Raw genomic sequence first — 14,953 nt, 5'->3', positions numbered from 1 at the left:
CGAACTGTAAAGGCAGCTTTTAGCTCTCTTTCAAGAAATTACTTTCCTGCCAAGCATAATAATCCGCGAGATCCTTCTTCTTCATCCGCTTGTAGTACCGCGACATCCACTTGAACGTATTGGCCTGCATCTTATTCTTTTCCTTTACGCTTTTGCTCGACCATATCGAATTGCCATGGAGCCTGTAGGCTGCAGGCGTTATATCCTCCATGTAGTGACTTTTACCGTACTGCCCCAGCAAAGCGATCAGGAAGCTGTCCCCATTACCGACATAAGATTTTTCTTCAGGAAAATGAGTAAACTTCTTTCTGAAAAACATGCTCAACGTTAAAATGAAACAGTTGTTACGTAGCATTTCTTCCTGAGTATAGCTTCTCTTGAAGTCATCTCTCAATTTCGATGGAGCCACTTCTCCATTCTTGTCAAAGATGAAAGCGTCATGATGACACATGACTACCTCTTCATTACTTTCCATGAAGTCGAACTGTTTCTGGAGTTTTTCGGGATCCGTCCAGTAGTCGTCCCCTTCACATAGCGCAACGTACTTCCCTTGCAGTCTGGGAAAGCAGAAATCCGTCGCTTTTATACCTTGTCGGAATAAATTCTTCTCCTGATAGACAGGCTTAATCAAGTCGGGGTACTGGGATGCGTATTTTCTGATGATCTCCTGCGTGCCATCAGTCGAAGCATCGTCGTGAATGATCACTTCAAATGGAAAACGAGTTCTTTGGGCAATGATCCCTTGGATGGCCTCCTCTAGAAAATCTACGTGGTTGTAAGTCGCACAAAAGACACTGACCAAGGGTTTACCATTGTGATGCTCTTCCGGAAGGACGACAGGGCCTGCCGGGGGCATGACGGATTTGACGTTACGCTGCTCAGGTAGTCTGGGAAGAAGAGATCGGGCTTCCAGAAAGGCCAGGGCTTTATCCTGGTCCACCTCGGATAACAGTTCGAAGGCTATATCGTGGGCAGCAAACACACTGCTCAAGATGAAGGCCAGCTTGACCTTTCTTTCTTTACTGATGGTTCCCAGGCGCTCTGCATCGGGCAAAAGCAGTATATCTGCGCTTTCCTGTTCGCTGGCGCAAGGCGAACGCTCGTTCACCTTTTCGGGCAGATGACTGTAGTGGCTGATGTTGTGAAAACGATAGAAGCGGAATCCATTACGGCTCGCCCAGTACTGCAACTCGGCAAGGCTCGGCTGTTTGTCGTGAGTCAATTGAAACGGTACGCGTGCCTGAATCAGCAGTGTCTGTTCAAGATACTGTTTGCCGTTTTCCAGCACCGCCATGGCATCGCTCAACTCATCCAGAATGAGCCAATCGAGGCTTTCAAGCCCCGTGATGCTGTCCAGCGCTACCGTATTGATTGGAAGCTCGGCGATCTCCTGGGTGCCTAAATGATAGCGCCCGGGCAGTTGCTCTGCCGGTAGCGGCGCCAGTGTGCTGCTCATCTCGGGCGCCACACAGGCATGAAGCGTGGTCGGCTGGCCGTCGCCCAGCAGCGCATGCTGGAAAAGCTGGATCGTATCGCTGCCTTCGTACTGCTTGGGCGTCTTGATTTCGCTAGCTGGATCGAAAGCGACGATGCCGAAGGCGCCGGTTGCGGCCATCTGATCGGCCAGGCCGCGCTTGATCAGGCTGGCGCGGTTATCCAGCACGATGATCTTGCCCTTGAGCTGCCAGGTAAAGTTCTCGGCCAAGTGCAGCGTAGTTGTCTGAGTATCGCTACCCAGCACGCCTTTGCTCTTGCCATTGATCAACTGTTCCAGGGAGCGATCCACCTTCAGCTCAGGCCGCGTTGCCCTGCTCGGAAGACGCTGCCGATGACGCTTCTTCTGGCTGATCGAAAAGTCCTTGTTGCCGGCGCGCTCACGCACTAAGGGGGCAAAGGCGTTGAGCAACCTTTCCGTCGCGCGGTCGATATGGTGTTTCTGTTCGCCGACCTGGAAGGCACGCGCTACATACTGCTGATAAAGCGCGTCGTCGTCGTAAAACGCCACCACCGCATCGAACAGCGGCTGAAGCTCTTTGTCATCGAGAAAGTGCTGGTAAGGCTCTTCATAGCAGGAAGTCGGGAAATCGAAGGCAATGCCCGCATCGCCCACCATTTCAGGCATTCCGCCCCGGTTGGTGATAAGCGCCGGTATGCCGTTGAGCATAGCCTCGGCCAGCACACGGCCGGAGCTCTCCCACCAGAGGCTGGGAGCGACCAGAACGCGGGCACGGCTGTAGGGCCCCCGCATGTCGCTGGTATTGCCGGTGACCGTAACGTTTTTAAGCGATCTGCGCTGCTGCCCCATGCGCTGAGTCGTTTCCCGCAGCACCGCAGACCAGTCCGCTCGAGCTTCCACGACCTCGAGCTCGATATCCGGCCTCTCTCGCTCGAGTTTCTCCGCGAGCTGAACGAAGATGCTCACTCCTTTTTGCCAGCTAGGATTGACGAAGAGCACTCGACGCCGTTCATGGTGCTCGGCAACGAAATGAGTAGAATCGATGAACTTGCCTACTGGCTTCGAGACGAAGCCGATCTTGTCTTGATACATTTTTGCCGTGGCCTGACTGTCGGTGACGATCAGATCCACGTCGCGACACCAGCGTGGCGACTGATAGCTTCCATTGGCTAGGTAAAACGCGACGGCGATACCTCGATCCCGCGCTTCATCGGCGATCAGAAGATCCAGCGTCTGACCTCCGTAGAACCATACGACGTCGGGCTTGAACGAATCGAGCATGTAAAGGTACTGGCTGTACCATAGACTCTCTTCGTGGCTCGTTAAATGGTTACGGTTGAAGCTGTTACTGACGATCATTTGATGCATCAGCGGTCCATCGTTGGCCTCGATGAGCTGGTGCAGGCGTTGATTCAAGTCGGGAAACTGCTCTTTGAGCAGCCCAGCGCCTTTGGGGTTATCGAAAATCGTCGCCCCCAGTATCTGTACTTCGTACCCGTTGGCCGCCAGTTGCCGCAGCATCTGTCGTACGCTCATGCTGGCACCGCTCGATGTATCCAGCAGACAGAAGGGGTTTGCCCACAGCAAACGAGGTTTGCGTTTCTCGATCACCGGTACCGCTTTTTGCTTAGCCATTAAACGACTCACGTAGCGACAATAATCATGCCGTTAGTTTACTGTGTCGACTCGAAGACTAAAGGGGTGAATGCGCTCATGTTTGAGCAGGTATTCTGGCAATGACGTAGCGATTGGATGACAGGATCAAGGGATCGCTCGTAAGCTTGGCAACGCGGAATATTATTCTTTCGACCAAAAAAACGGAGCCCTTCGGCCCCGTCTCTAGCGTCGTTCGTCCAAGGACGATACGACGTATTAGCCCAGCAGAGAAAGAACGGACTGCGGGGTCTGGTTGGCCTGTGCCAGCATGGAAGTACCCGCCTGCTGCAAGATGTTCGCACGGGTCATGTTGGAGACTTCCACAGCGTAGTCGGCATCCTCGATGCGCGAGCGCGCTTCAGACAGGTTGGTGGTGGTGGTCGCCAGGTTGTCGATTACCGAGTCGAAACGGTTCAGAGTGGCACCCAGGGTTGCACGCTGAGTGTCCAGCGATTCCAACGCAGTATCAACGTTGTCGATCAGTGTCTGGAAGGCAGCATTGGTCGCACCAGCACCAGACAGAGCCGCCGCAGAACCACTGACACCCAATGCGCTACTGGTCGCATCAAAGGTATTCACGATAATGGTGTCGTTATCCGTGATATTCGCGCCAACCTGAATGTTCAGCGCGGTGCTAGCACCACTGGCCAGCAGGTTGGTACCGTTGAAGTTGTTGCTGCCCGCCACACGGTCGATTTCGGCGATACGCTCGTTGATCTCGGTAGTGATCGCGGCGCGGTCTTCAGCAGTGTTGGTATCGCTGGCACCCTGTACCGCCAGTTCACGAATGCGCTGCAGGTTGTCGTTGATCTGATCCAGACCGCCTTCCATGGTTTGTACCAGAGAGATGCCGTCGCTGGCGTTGCGGCTCGCCTGGTCCATACCCTTGATCTGGGCAGTCATCTTATTGGCGATGGCCTGACCGGCAGCGTCGTCGGAAGCGCTATTGATGCGTAGACCAGAAGAAAGACGTTCTTGCGCTTGAGCCAGCATGCTCTGGGAAGAACGCAGGTTGTTCTGGCCGATCATGGAAGTGATGTTGGTGTTGATGACAGACATGGTAGTTCTCCTGAAAGATTAACCGGCCCTTTGGCCTGCTTGGCGGCGCTTTTGTCGCCGTTATTTTAATTAACGGCCTGATGACCAGAATCTTGAGGAAAAATCGCATCCTTTGTGTAAAATAATGTAACAGCCTACTTGGCTTTCTGCATATTGCTCAGCAAGTCGAACTGCTGGCCCAGATAGCTGCTCATAGAATTCATCTGCGCGATCATTCCATCCAACTGGCTGAACTGCTTGCGATAGCGCTCCATGCTACGCTCAATGCTACTCTCCATGCGCAGCTTACGCTGCTCAAGGCTATCGACGCGCAACTCAGCACTCCCAACGGAGCTCTGGATCAAGCCATCCTCTTTGGTAATCGCCTCAAGGGTCGTATTCAACCTGCCTGCAAAGCCAGCATCCTTGGTATCGCCTGCAAAAAAACCAGACAACGCCGCGGGGTCACTAGCGATCGCTTCATTCAGCTTATCGTCGTCGACTTCCAGGCGCCCTTGCTTATCCAAAGAAATGCCGATCTGCGAGAGCCGCTGAATATCGCCTTCGCCAAGATCACTAGTCACATCTTGTCGAAGACGGTTCTCTATGGTGCGCACCGTACGATCACCAATAAGCTCACCGGAGATTTCACCCTCTCCGTTGAATTTCGTCATGCGCCCTACAGTCGACTTCATCTCGTTATAGTTCTTGACGAACTCATCGATGGCGCCGCGCAAAGCTTCCTGGTCGCGTTCGATGACTAGCGTCACGGGCTTGTCCGACGCCTCAGTAAGGTCAAGAGTAACTCCTTGAATAGCTTCCTCAACCCTATTAGTTTTACTGGTTATAGAGATGCCGTTGACGTCAAGTTCAGCGTCTTGTCCAGCCCGTAAGGTGGTGGCATCCATCTCAAGCGAGTTGAGGCCAGAAAATTTGGTTAAAGAAGCCTCTTTACCGGTCTCCTTTGAACTGAGCGCCAATCGATAGCCCGTGCCATCATTGATCAATGACGCAGTAACTCCAGACTCTTTTGTTGCATTGATCTGGTCGCGAACATCGGACAGTGTACTACCTGCTGCGATATCGATGTCGATAGCACTGCCAGAGGCAAACTCGAGCTTCAAGGTAGTGGGAGTTGCGCTCAACTCGTCATTCAAAGCAACACTTTGAGAGGCAACACTGCTGCCACGAGCCAACTGCGTAACACTGATTTCGTAACGGCCTGGGTTGGCTGTCTGACTTGCATTGGCCAACACACCGTCGCCCGTAACAGTACTTTTTTGCTGCTTGAATGTTGCAGTATCGTTCAGCGAAGAAACTGCTGTCTGTACTCGCTCCATAGCAGATTGAAGACGACCATAAGCAGATATTTTGGTTTTTTGAGCGCTTTGCTGCTCAAGAACGGGTACAAGCTTTTGGCGCTCAGCAGCCCGAAGTTGATCTACTAAGCCGGATAAATCCAGCCCTGAGCCAACACCCAATGCGGAGATCGATGCCATATCCTTCACCTTCAAGAAAAGTAGCCATTTCCAGGCTTATCGGCAGCGTTGCCAGTAACTTTAGCCCTACGACAGAGACACGCCGACCATACAGCCAGCGTCAAAAAGTATCTCGATGCAGGCACGCCCTCTTTACAGGTGCCTCCATTTTTCCTACCAAAATGGGCCGCTACGCTGGCTTTCCAGATATCCGCTCACCTGCTCCATTAACGTTTCCAGCGCCTTAAGCTGCTCATATTGCCACTGAAGCGACACGACGGTAGGTGTTTTTCTTAGAGAGACACTGCCGTGCAGCGTCTTTTGGCTATGATTGGGCATTCGTTTGTCGTCCAGCCCAAGGTATCGGCGAGCCGTGCTACACGGGCTGATATCGTCGTTAACCCAGGCAGCGCTAGTTGAGCGTTGCTTAGATGGGTTATTCGTTCCCTTCATATCTTTATGCTCCCCTACTAATGCATCTTATATATCAGGTGGTTGAAGACTTCCCCCCAAGTCGTTCCCACAACGCCACTACTGGCTTTTCTTGTTTGTTTTAAAAAAACTCACATTAGATTACACCAGCATTACTTTTCGTAACTTATGTTAATTTTTATAGAAAACGATACTTCGGCATAACAGCATTCAATTGTCATACTTTCAACTATTTTTACTCACATTTATATATCACCACATAATTTACCGTAATAGAAAAATGCGACAGACATATGAATTAATAACGATTTCCTGTGAAAAAGTGTATAAATAATCAGTTACAAAGACCCTATACTTTCGTCTATACTGCAGCGCAGTAATTAGACCCAACACCTACGTTTTACCGCAGGAGCCCTCATGCCCGCCGATGCCGCCGCCCCCATGCAACGCAGCCTGCGCCAGTGCTTGTTGACGGCTGCCGAGCTGCTTTACGCACACGGGCTGGTGCCCGAAAGCCTAACGCTTTCGCGCCGAGGGTTGAGCGGTCGCGATTTGCGCGGCTTGCGAGCCAATGCGGTGTGGGTAAGCTGCCAGCGTGTGCTGGAAGAGAGTGGTGCCGCAACCTATAACGCCGAGGAGCGCTTAGTGCTAACCGGTTTGGGGCGCGAGCTAATGTTCGAGATGCTCGGCGAGGGGGCGGCGGACTGTGCCTAGGTGCATGTCCAACCAAACACTCGCTAGCGACCTTTCTATTTAAGAGAAAAGATATTTAAGAGAAAAGACATCCAATAAAAGCGCCGCCCGCCTCAGGTATATTACTACCAGAGGCGGGCGGCGCTTTTTAGGGGCGGCTTAAGCGGCGAGGACAGCGCTTAGCGCAGGCCAAGCATGGAGAGGATGAACAGAACCACGACGACCAGACCCACGATATAGATGATGCTACGCATGATGGCACTCCTTGCTTTCTGCGTGTTGCGGTTTGAAGGTTACTTGGCGTTTTTTTGAAATCAAAGGGTTGCTCCCTTCGATGCGACACCTTCAGCCTAGCAGGGGCTCACCAGCTTTGCGTAATTTTGCGTTCTTAGTTGTAACGAAAATGCTTATTGTGGCAATGGTGCTTCATTGAGATGCGCTTCCCATTCGCTCCTCACCCTCCCAGCGCCTAGGCTGAAAGCACCCGACTCCTTCATCTCATCGGAAGCCATTATGCGCGCTCTTCGCTTTCTTTTGCTGTCTGCGTTCTTTTTCGTTCACTCCACTGCCCATGCGCACTCCATTTCGACCTCCACACTACAGGCGTGGGGAGAGGATATTGGCGCACTGGAGCGACTACATAGCGTGGTCGTAGCCCACGAGGGTGAAATCGTTTTCGAACGACATCAAGGCGGGCCGGGGCTAGCTGTGCCAGCCAACGTCAAGTCGCTCTCCAAGACCGTGCTGGCGGCCTTGGCGGGAGCGGCCGTGCAGGCGGGGGTCATTGAGTCACCCGAGCAGCGTGTGGTGTCTATTTTGCCCATTCCCGCGCACCAAACCGACCCACGCATCGAAGAACTCACCATTGGCAATTTGCTCTCGATGCAGGCGGGACTCGAGCGCACTTCAGGAAGCCATTACGCCGCCTGGGTTGCCAGCAACAATTGGGTGGAGGATGCCCTTGCGCGCCCTTTTGTCGATGAACCTGGCGGACGAATGCTCTACTCCACGGGTAGCAGTCATATTCTTTCGGCACTCTTGACCCAGGCAAGTGGTGAGAGCACGTTAGCCCTGGCACGGCGTTTACTGGCAGAGCCGCTTGATATCTCTCTACCCGCTTGGCCTCGCGACCCGCAGGGGATTTACTTCGGCGGTAACGACATGCAGCTTTCGCCACGCGCGTTGATCCAAATCGGAGAGCTCTATCGTAACGATGGCGTGATTGACGGTGAGCGCCTGCTACCACAGGGCTGGGTCGAGGCTTCCTGGCAACCCAGGGGCCGCTCGCCCTGGACCGGCGATGGCTATGGGTATGGCTGGTTCGTTACCCGTTTGGCGGGCGAAGACGTCTACTACGGCCGAGGCTTTGGCGGCCAAGCACTCTACGTGATTCCCGAGCGGGCGCTGACGATCGCCATCACGGCCGACCCTAACCCGCCCTCCCCCGGTGGGCAGTTTCAGCATGAGCTACATCGGCTAGTGAGTGCGCTATTGGATAAAGAAGCCACTGAGCACTAGCGGCTCTATTCTGCCTTCAGCGTCGCTTCCTCACCCTCCACCTTCAACTTGGCATGAATGAAGTCGCTGTGGCTAACGTGGAGCAGGCTGGCGAGACGGCGGATGCGGTGCTCTTCCAGGGGGTCGAGGCTGCCGTCGGCCCAGGCGAGGTGCCACATGAGAGTGACGAGTTCGCAGCGCTGGGGGTAGTCATAGTGGGCGTTGATTAGGCTGACGAAGGGGTAGTAGCCCACCGCTTGGTCGACTTCCTCTTCGGCCAGGGCGATCAGCTCCTCGACCTCGCCTTGGGATAGCGAATAACGCTTGGTGAGCATCGCGCAAACGGCTTGGCGCTCGGCGGTGGAGACGTCGTAATCGGCGCGCATCACTTCGCATAACAGCGCCGCTGCGGCCAGTTCCAAGGTCAGTTCTGGCTGCGGGCGGCGCTGCGGCTCGGCCAGGGTACGATGAAAAAAATCGGCAATGGTATCCAGCACGGTCGCTCTCCTCAAGTGAATCAAGGGTAGTCAAATAGTCGGACTACATTTTTTTCACTTGGTGCCCTGACCGCGCCTAGCGCGTCTAGACCGCCTGTTTTAAACCCTACGCTTCCCCAGAAGAAACCTTTACGACTTGCGCTTCACCAACTGCTCTTTGAGCTGCTTGGGCACCTGCTTGATGATCAAGCGGTCCTGGTTTTCGTCGTACTCGATGCTCGAACCGAGCAGGTGCGAGTCGAAGCTGATCGACACCCCTCCGGCGCGGCCGGTGAAGCGGCGAAACTGGCTGAGCGTTTTTTTGTCTGGCGGAATCTCCGGCGAAAGGCCGTAGTCGAGGTTGCGGATGTGGTCATAGAACGCCTTGGGTGCGCTCTCATCGACCAGTTCGGAGAGCGTTTCCAGGGTGATGGGCTCACCGCGTTTGAGCTGCTCGCTGGCGTAATCCACGAGGGTATCGGTCTTCTCGCGGCTAGCGGCTTCGTCGAACTCCTCTTTTTCGACGTAATCGCTGAACGCCTTGAGCAGCGTGCGCGTCTCGGCGGGGGCATCGATCCCCTCCTGCATGCCGAGAAAGTCGGCCATCGCCTCGCCTAGCTTCTTGCCACCCCGGTCTTTCAAGAACGAGACGTATTGGGTGCTGGCGCCGCCTTCCTGCCACTGGCTCAGGTTGATGCGTAGCGCCAGCGTCAGTTGGCTGGTATTGAGCAGCACTGCAGGCGCGGCCTGATGCCCTTCATCGATGCCGATCCCTTCGCGCTGATGTGCCAGCGCCATGAACAGGGTATCGGTGTCGCCCTGGCGCAGGTGGCCAAAGACGAGATAACCACCGACTGAAAGCTGCTCGCCCAGCGTGGCGATCAGGCGCTCGGCCATAGCACTGGTCAACGCGGCAAAGTCGCGCGTGCTGTCCTGATATTCGTGCAGCCATACGGCGAAGGGCCCCGCCGCGTCGCCCTCCTCGACAAAGCGCCCCCACCCCTTGGGCTTGGTGTTGTAGGTATCGTTGAGCGCATTGACCAACTGACTCATGCTGGCATCGCTCGAGGCGGGGCTGGGGGAGAGCGTAAGCTGCAAGCGCTCCCCGTCGAGTGTGGGGTCCAGGCGGTGTACGAGGCTATTCACTAGCGGCATGGCAAGGCGTCATCCTAAAACGAGAGGGGTTACGGCTTTAAGCGGTAGCCGGTGCGAAAGATCCAGGCAACGGCAGCCAGGCACAGGCTCAAGAACACCAGAATCATGGCCACGCTGGCCACGACGCTAACGTCGCTGATGCCATAGAAGCTCCAGCGAAAGCCGCTGACCAAATAGACCACGGGATTGAACAGCGTCACACCTTGCCAAAACGGCGGCAGCATCTCGATGGAGTAGAAGCTTCCACCCAGAAAGGTCAGCGGGGTGATGACCAAAAGCGGCACCAGTTGGAGCTTGTCGAAGCCATCGGCCCAGATGCCGATGATGAACCCAAGTAGGCTAAAGGTGATGGCCGTCAGCACCAAAAACACCAGCATCCACAGCGGGTGCTCGATGTGTAGCGGCACGAAAAGACTCGCCGTCCCCAGGATGATAAGCCCGAGCAGAATCGATTTGGAGGCCGCCGCGCCCACATAGCCAATAACAATTTCCAGATAGGAGATCGGCGCCGATAACAGCTCGTAGATGCTGCCGGAAAACTTAGGAAAAAAGATGCCGAACGAGGCGTTGGAGACGCTCTGGGTGAGCAGCATCAGCATGATCAGGCCCGGCACGATGAAGGCGCCGTAGCTCACGCCCTCTATTTCGGTGATGCGCGAACCAATCGCTGCGCCGAACACCACGAAATAGAGCGACGTGGAGATCACCGGCGAGACGATGCTTTGTAGCAGCGTGCGCCGAATACGCGCCATTTCAGCCATGTAGATGGCTCGGATGGGGTAGAGGTTCATGCGCGCTCCTTGACCAAATCGACGAAGATATCCTCGAGAGAGCTCTGCCGGGTGTGCAAATCTTTGTAGCTAATGCCTTCGGCGTTCAGCGCGTTGAGCAGCGTCGAAATACCGGGGCCTTCGGGCACTTGGCGGCCATCGTAGGTGTAGACCAGCTCGCTGCCTTCGGCGGCCAAGGTGAGATCGTACGCACCCAGCGCGTTGGGAATGGCGGCAAGCGGGCGGTGTAGCTGCAAGGTGAGCTGCTTGCTGCCAAGCTTTTTCATCAGCGCGTGCTTCTCCTCCACCAGTACGATTTCGCCGTGATTGATCACGCCAATGCGGTCGGCCATCTCCTCGGCTTCTTCGATGTAGTGGGTGGTGAGAATGATGGTCACGCCGTCGTCGCGAAGCCTGCGCACCACGTTCCACATGTCGCGGCGAAGCTCCACGTCGACCCCAGCGGTGGGTTCGTCGAGAAACAGCACGCGGGGCTCGTGGGAGAGCGCCTTGGCGATCAGCACGCGCCGCTTCATGCCGCCGGAGAGCGTCATCAAACGATTATGGCGTTTTTCCCACAGCGAGAGCGCCTTGAGCACCTTTTCAATGTGCCCAGGATTCGGCGGCTTGCCGAACAGACCACGACTGAAAGTGACCGTGTTCCAAACGGTTTCGAACGCTTCGTTGGTGAGCTCTTGAGGCACGAGGCCAATACGCTCGCGCGCTTTGCGGTAGTCGCTGACGTTATCGAAACCATCGACCGTAACGCGCCCTTCACTGGCGCTGACCAGCCCGCAGACGATGCTGATCAAGGTGGTCTTGCCCGCCCCGTTGGGGCCGAGCAGGGCAAAGATTTCGCCGCGCTGGATATGTAGATCGACCTGCTTTAGCGCGTGAAAACCACCGTCGAAGGTTTTCTTGACGCCGTCGATGGCGATGATGGGGTCGTTCAAGACGAACTCCTGAAAGGCCTCGACGCACCCAGGCGGATGCGTCGAGTCGTTCATGGTGCGAGCTGGCGGCGGCTAGCTGCGGCTGGTGATTTCGAGCAGGTGGTAGCCGAACTGGGTACGCACGGGGCCGTGCACCTGGTTGAGCTCGCCGCTGAACACGACCTTGTCGAACTCAGGCACCATCTGTCCCGGGCCAAAGCTGCCCAGATCACCGCCCTGGCGGCCGGAGGGGCAACTTGAGTGCTGCTTGGCGACCTCGGCGAAATCACGGCCGTTTTCGATTTCCTGCTTGAGCGCGAGACACTGTTCTTCGCTGTTGACGAGAATGTGGCGGGCGGTTGCGCGTGCCATAGAGAACTCCAAAATAATCGAGCAAGTAAGGGGACAATCAAGCCGCACAGTTTACCACGGCTCGCCGAGCGCTCCACTGCGACGCAGTGCTTCACCGACGCGCGCCAGCGCATTTTCGTGCGGCCCGCGCGCAACCGGCCCACGGCTGCAGGCGACCACGACGACGTCACGCGCGCTTTCGGCAGTGCCCCGCGTGACGATCCCTGCATCGCAGGTACGCCGGTGCTGGGTGCCGGTCTTGTGGGCAAAACGCGCCGCTCCGGCCGAGAGGGCAAGCCCGGCCTTGAGCCGCCCCTCGCCCGATGTGGTGTGCTGCATGAGCGAAAGGACGGGGGCAAAGCGCGCTTCCTGACGTAGCCCCGCGAGCAAATCGCCGTAGGTGCGCAGCGGCGCGCTGTTTTCACCGCTGGCCTCATAGGCATCGAAGGCGCTGTCATAGTCGGGCGCATCGAAGCTACTCGGGCTAACGCCGAGCCGCCTGACAAGCGCGCCAGGACGGTCAGCCACGCGGTGCTGTCGCAGGGCGATGAAGTCGCGCCCCGTCAGCGCTCGCGCCTCGGGATGCATCTGGGCGTAAACGCCTTGGCGCACGCCGACCAGCCGAGTGATCGGCCCAAGCGTTGACGCATCACCGCCACCTGCAGTCACCAGCGCCTGGGCGCGGCGGTTGACGGCTTCCAGCCCAACGCGATGAATCAACATGTCGGAGGCGGTGTTGTCGCTTACGGTGATCATCTGCTCGAGCAGGTAGTTAATCGAGATGGGCGTTCCGGGGTCGTGCCAGATGGTCGGCCCGGCGCCGTCGACGAAGTCCTCATCGCGCAGCACCAGGCGCTCATCCAGGCTCAACTCCTCTTGATCGCGCTCGGCGAACACCTCGGCTGCAATCGGCACCTTCACCAAGGAAGCGAGGTACCAAGGATCATCGGCGCGCCAGGAGAAGGCTTCGCCGCCGTCAATGTCGTACACGTAAAGCCCCAGCGTACCGCCGAACACCTCCTCGATGGCCGCCACCCGCGCGCGAAGGTCTCCCTGCCAGGCGCTCTGCTTATCCACCTCTCGATACCAGTCGGCATGGGCGGGCAAGGCCAGCATCAGGGAGAGCGCCAGAACCATCAACGCCATCACGTTTCTAACGCTTGCACTGCTTTCTGTCCGCATACCGCTACACCACGTCTTCAAGACTGACCGCTCCTTTCTCGAGATATACGTTCTCAAGGTATGTCGCTCTCAAGAGGTATGTCGCTGTCTGAGAGTCGAGGGTCTAGACTACGGCGAAGAGCGCTCGTTCACCGTCGCGCCGCCATCCAGCGGGTCACCACGATCCATAGCGCCGCGCCCAGTATCAACAGCCCGCCGACGCCAAGCGCCTGTGGATAGGTATAGGCGCCCTCGCCTTCGAGCAGAAAACGCAGCACCAGAAAGATGGCCACGATATGGAAAATGAAGGCTTTTAACGCGTCCGTGCCCACCAGCGTCAAGGGCAAGAGCGCCTTGGCGGCCAATGCACCGCCCGCCAGCGCAAGCGCCAATAGCGCCAAGGCGCCACCCAGGCTATACAGCATGAACATGAGCTCCGGCGGATGTTTACCTGCATTCTGGGCCACCGCCATCATAGCGGCATCGACGTCACCTTTGATCGCTGCCATGACGAAGAAGGCCGCCACCATCAAAAGCCCCACGCCCAATAGCGTACCCACCAGCTGCCAACGGCGTTTAGCATCGAAGTAACAGCGCAGAACGGCTTCGCCGATCAAAAGCCCCACCAGCACCAAGGGGGCTCGGCTGATCTGCCCCCAGGCGTAATAGTCTTCATGGTCGACTAAAAACGCCTTGAGTAAATTATTGCCGCCAAAGGTGAGGGTTTGCAGCCACGCAGATAGCCCCACCAACGCGATGATGATCGCCACGCGGCTCCATAGCGGCGCGCGCGCCCACAAAGGCAACAGCAGCGGTACCCACAAAAGAGCCACGGCGTAGAAGCCGAGAATCTCCACCCAGATGGCGTAGTTGCGGTACATCAGGGTATCGACGATGTCGCTGGGGGCGTTGAACGGCAGCATCTCGACGACCACCAGCACCTTGTACCAAAACCACACTTCCAGCGCGCGCAGCCATAGCTTCAGCCGCCGCCGGGGCCAGTCCTCATCTTGGGTGTGCGATAAGAACGCGACGGCCAAGGCAATACCGAACACCAGAATGAACAACGACGAGGAGAACTTGGTGAGAAAATGAACAGGCACCATGCCCCAATCGGGCACGTTGCGTATACCCAAAAGCCCGCTCACGGCGTGGCTTACGATCATCAAGGCAATGGCGGTACCGCGGGCCAAGTCGATAGCATCAATGCGGCCTTCGGCCTTGGGCAACTGGGGAGTCTGCATCAGTAAAGATGCCATAGGCACGTCCTTGTCGGCGAAGAGTAGCGTTAGTTACTCCTAACATAGCGTTGAAGCCACAGACGTGCCGTTGATAGCGCACACAGCAAGATGCCCCGCCGGTAGCGGGGCATCTTGGGGCTCATCCTTGAGCCGGAAAGAGGTCAGTTCCTTTGCGTGGGTCTTACCACTGGGCGTCGTCTTCCTCTTCAGCGGTGCCCCACTCCTGCTCTTCTTCCTCTTCCTCGTAGGTGTATTCTTGCTCTTCCTCTTCGTACTCGGTGCCTACGTTTTCATCGGTTTCGTAGGTGTTGAAAGAGCCCTGATCATCTTGCGGTTCATCGTAAGGCGCCGGCTCTTGCGGCGCGGTGCCACCTTCCATTTCAGCGAAGGCGAGCGGGCTGGCCATCAGGCCGAAAGATACGCCGAGGATACCGAGCTTTTTGAGAGAGTCCTTCTTCATCATGATCGTGCCTCCTAATTGGCTTCACTTTCTTACTACGTTTAAAGCGGTTTAAAGCTTAAGTCCTACTAACACTTCAACTTCTGGAGTAAGAACGTCAAGGTTGTCCTACCTGTGCGTTCTTGCCCTGAACACTGCACCGGCCATGCCACGCCGT

Annotated in this window: 13 protein-coding genes; 2 read left to right on the top strand and 11 right to left on the bottom strand. The window is 56.3% G+C overall.

Annotated elements, in window-relative coordinates; all coding sequences use genetic code 11:
• Positions 1–19: 19 nt before the first annotated feature.
• The 3 genes from LLY24_RS03215 to fliD form a co-directional block, all read right to left on the bottom strand.
• Positions 20–3,091 (bottom strand): glycosyltransferase, encoded by a 3,072-nt coding sequence (locus LLY24_RS03215; protein ID WP_259034812.1) that lies wholly within the window; start codon positions 3,089–3,091, stop codon positions 20–22.
• A 237-nt stretch (positions 3,092–3,328) separates the two neighbouring features.
• A complete protein-coding gene (locus LLY24_RS03210; protein ID WP_259034811.1) occupies positions 3,329–4,171 on the bottom strand; it encodes a flagellin N-terminal helical domain-containing protein in 843 nt (280 codons plus the stop codon).
• A gap of 134 nt (positions 4,172–4,305) precedes the next feature.
• A complete protein-coding gene (gene fliD / locus LLY24_RS03205; RefSeq protein WP_259034810.1) occupies positions 4,306–5,649 on the bottom strand; it encodes a flagellar filament capping protein FliD in 1,344 nt (447 codons plus the stop codon).
• Between the two features lie 828 nt (positions 5,650–6,477).
• Between fliD and LLY24_RS03200 the strand changes: the two genes are divergently transcribed.
• Both LLY24_RS03200 and LLY24_RS03195 read left to right on the top strand, forming a co-directional pair.
• Positions 6,478–6,774: a hypothetical protein gene (locus LLY24_RS03200; protein ID WP_259034809.1), complete on the top strand. Its 297-nt coding sequence runs from the start codon at positions 6,478–6,480 to the stop codon at positions 6,772–6,774.
• Positions 6,775–7,266: 492 nt separating this feature from the next.
• Positions 7,267–8,271, top strand: a complete 1,005-nt coding sequence (locus LLY24_RS03195; RefSeq protein WP_259034808.1) for a serine hydrolase domain-containing protein — start codon at positions 7,267–7,269, stop codon at positions 8,269–8,271.
• Positions 8,272–8,276: 5 nt separating this feature from the next.
• On the opposite strand, the gene LLY24_RS03190 is transcribed toward LLY24_RS03195, so the two are convergent.
• The 8 genes from LLY24_RS03190 to LLY24_RS03155 all read right to left on the bottom strand — a co-directional run bounded on the left by LLY24_RS03190 (position 8,277) and on the right by LLY24_RS03155 (position 14,796).
• Entirely contained in the window at positions 8,277–8,747 is a 471-nt protein-coding gene (locus LLY24_RS03190) for a tellurite resistance TerB family protein (RefSeq protein WP_259034807.1), read from the bottom strand.
• Positions 8,748–8,876: 129 nt separating this feature from the next.
• Positions 8,877–9,881 carry a nucleoid-associated protein gene (locus LLY24_RS03185; RefSeq protein ID WP_259034806.1) on the bottom strand — a complete coding sequence of 335 codons (1,005 nt, stop codon included), beginning with the start codon at positions 9,879–9,881 and terminating at the stop codon, positions 8,877–8,879.
• Positions 9,882–9,910: 29 nt separating this feature from the next.
• A complete protein-coding gene (locus LLY24_RS03180; protein WP_259034805.1) occupies positions 9,911–10,672 on the bottom strand; it encodes an ABC transporter permease in 762 nt (253 codons plus the stop codon).
• Positions 10,669–11,604 carry an ABC transporter ATP-binding protein gene (locus tag LLY24_RS03175; RefSeq protein ID WP_259034904.1) on the bottom strand — a complete coding sequence of 312 codons (936 nt, stop codon included), beginning with the start codon at positions 11,602–11,604 and terminating at the stop codon, positions 10,669–10,671. Before LLY24_RS03175 ends, LLY24_RS03180 begins: the two co-directional genes overlap by 4 nt.
• A 72-nt stretch (positions 11,605–11,676) precedes the next feature.
• Positions 11,677–11,955, bottom strand: coding sequence for a peptidylprolyl isomerase (locus tag LLY24_RS03170; RefSeq protein WP_259034804.1), 279 nt, complete (start codon positions 11,953–11,955; stop codon positions 11,677–11,679).
• A 51-nt stretch (positions 11,956–12,006) separates the two neighbouring features.
• Complete coding sequence (locus tag LLY24_RS03165) at positions 12,007–13,137, bottom strand: serine hydrolase (RefSeq protein WP_345799634.1); 1,131 nt, start codon at positions 13,135–13,137, stop codon at positions 12,007–12,009.
• A gap of 107 nt (positions 13,138–13,244) precedes the next feature.
• The gene (locus tag LLY24_RS03160; RefSeq protein ID WP_259034803.1) at positions 13,245–14,354 is read right to left on the bottom strand and encodes a DUF1624 domain-containing protein; all 1,110 of its coding nucleotides are present in this window, start codon (positions 14,352–14,354) and stop codon (positions 13,245–13,247) included.
• 163 nt (positions 14,355–14,517) lie between these two features.
• On the bottom strand, positions 14,518–14,796 hold the full coding sequence (locus LLY24_RS03155; protein WP_259034902.1) for a hypothetical protein: 279 nt from the start codon (positions 14,794–14,796) through the stop codon (positions 14,518–14,520).
• Between the last annotated feature and the right edge of the window lie 157 nt (positions 14,797–14,953).

This window comes from Halomonas dongshanensis (assembly GCF_024790395.1).
Taxonomy (GTDB): domain Bacteria; phylum Pseudomonadota; class Gammaproteobacteria; order Pseudomonadales; family Halomonadaceae; genus Vreelandella; species Vreelandella dongshanensis.
This window is presented reverse-complemented; position numbering and strand designations above follow the sequence as displayed.

Bases quoted from the DNA above. Each gene is read 5' to 3' on its own strand.
- LLY24_RS03210 (WP_259034811.1), bottom strand. From the start codon at position 4,171: ATGTCTGTCATCAACACCAACATCACTTCCATGATCGGCCAGAACAAC.
- LLY24_RS03195 (WP_259034808.1), top strand. From the start codon at position 7,267: ATGCGCGCTCTTCGCTTTCTTTTGCTGTCTGCGTTCTTTTTCGTTCAC.
- LLY24_RS03155 (WP_259034902.1), bottom strand. From the start codon at position 14,796: ATGAAGAAGGACTCTCTCAAAAAGCTCGGTATCCTCGGCGTATCTTTC.
- LLY24_RS03160 (WP_259034803.1), bottom strand. From the start codon at position 14,354: ATGGCATCTTTACTGATGCAGACTCCCCAGTTGCCCAAGGCCGAAGGC.
- LLY24_RS03170 (WP_259034804.1), bottom strand. From the start codon at position 11,955: ATGGCACGCGCAACCGCCCGCCACATTCTCGTCAACAGCGAAGAACAG.
- LLY24_RS03215 (WP_259034812.1), bottom strand. From the start codon at position 3,091: ATGGCTAAGCAAAAAGCGGTACCGGTGATCGAGAAACGCAAACCTCGT.
- LLY24_RS03180 (WP_259034805.1), bottom strand. From the start codon at position 10,672: ATGAACCTCTACCCCATCCGAGCCATCTACATGGCTGAAATGGCGCGT.
- LLY24_RS03185 (WP_259034806.1), bottom strand. From the start codon at position 9,881: ATGCCGCTAGTGAATAGCCTCGTACACCGCCTGGACCCCACACTCGAC.
- fliD (WP_259034810.1), bottom strand. From the start codon at position 5,649: ATGGCATCGATCTCCGCATTGGGTGTTGGCTCAGGGCTGGATTTATCC.
- LLY24_RS03200 (WP_259034809.1), top strand. From the start codon at position 6,478: ATGCCCGCCGATGCCGCCGCCCCCATGCAACGCAGCCTGCGCCAGTGC.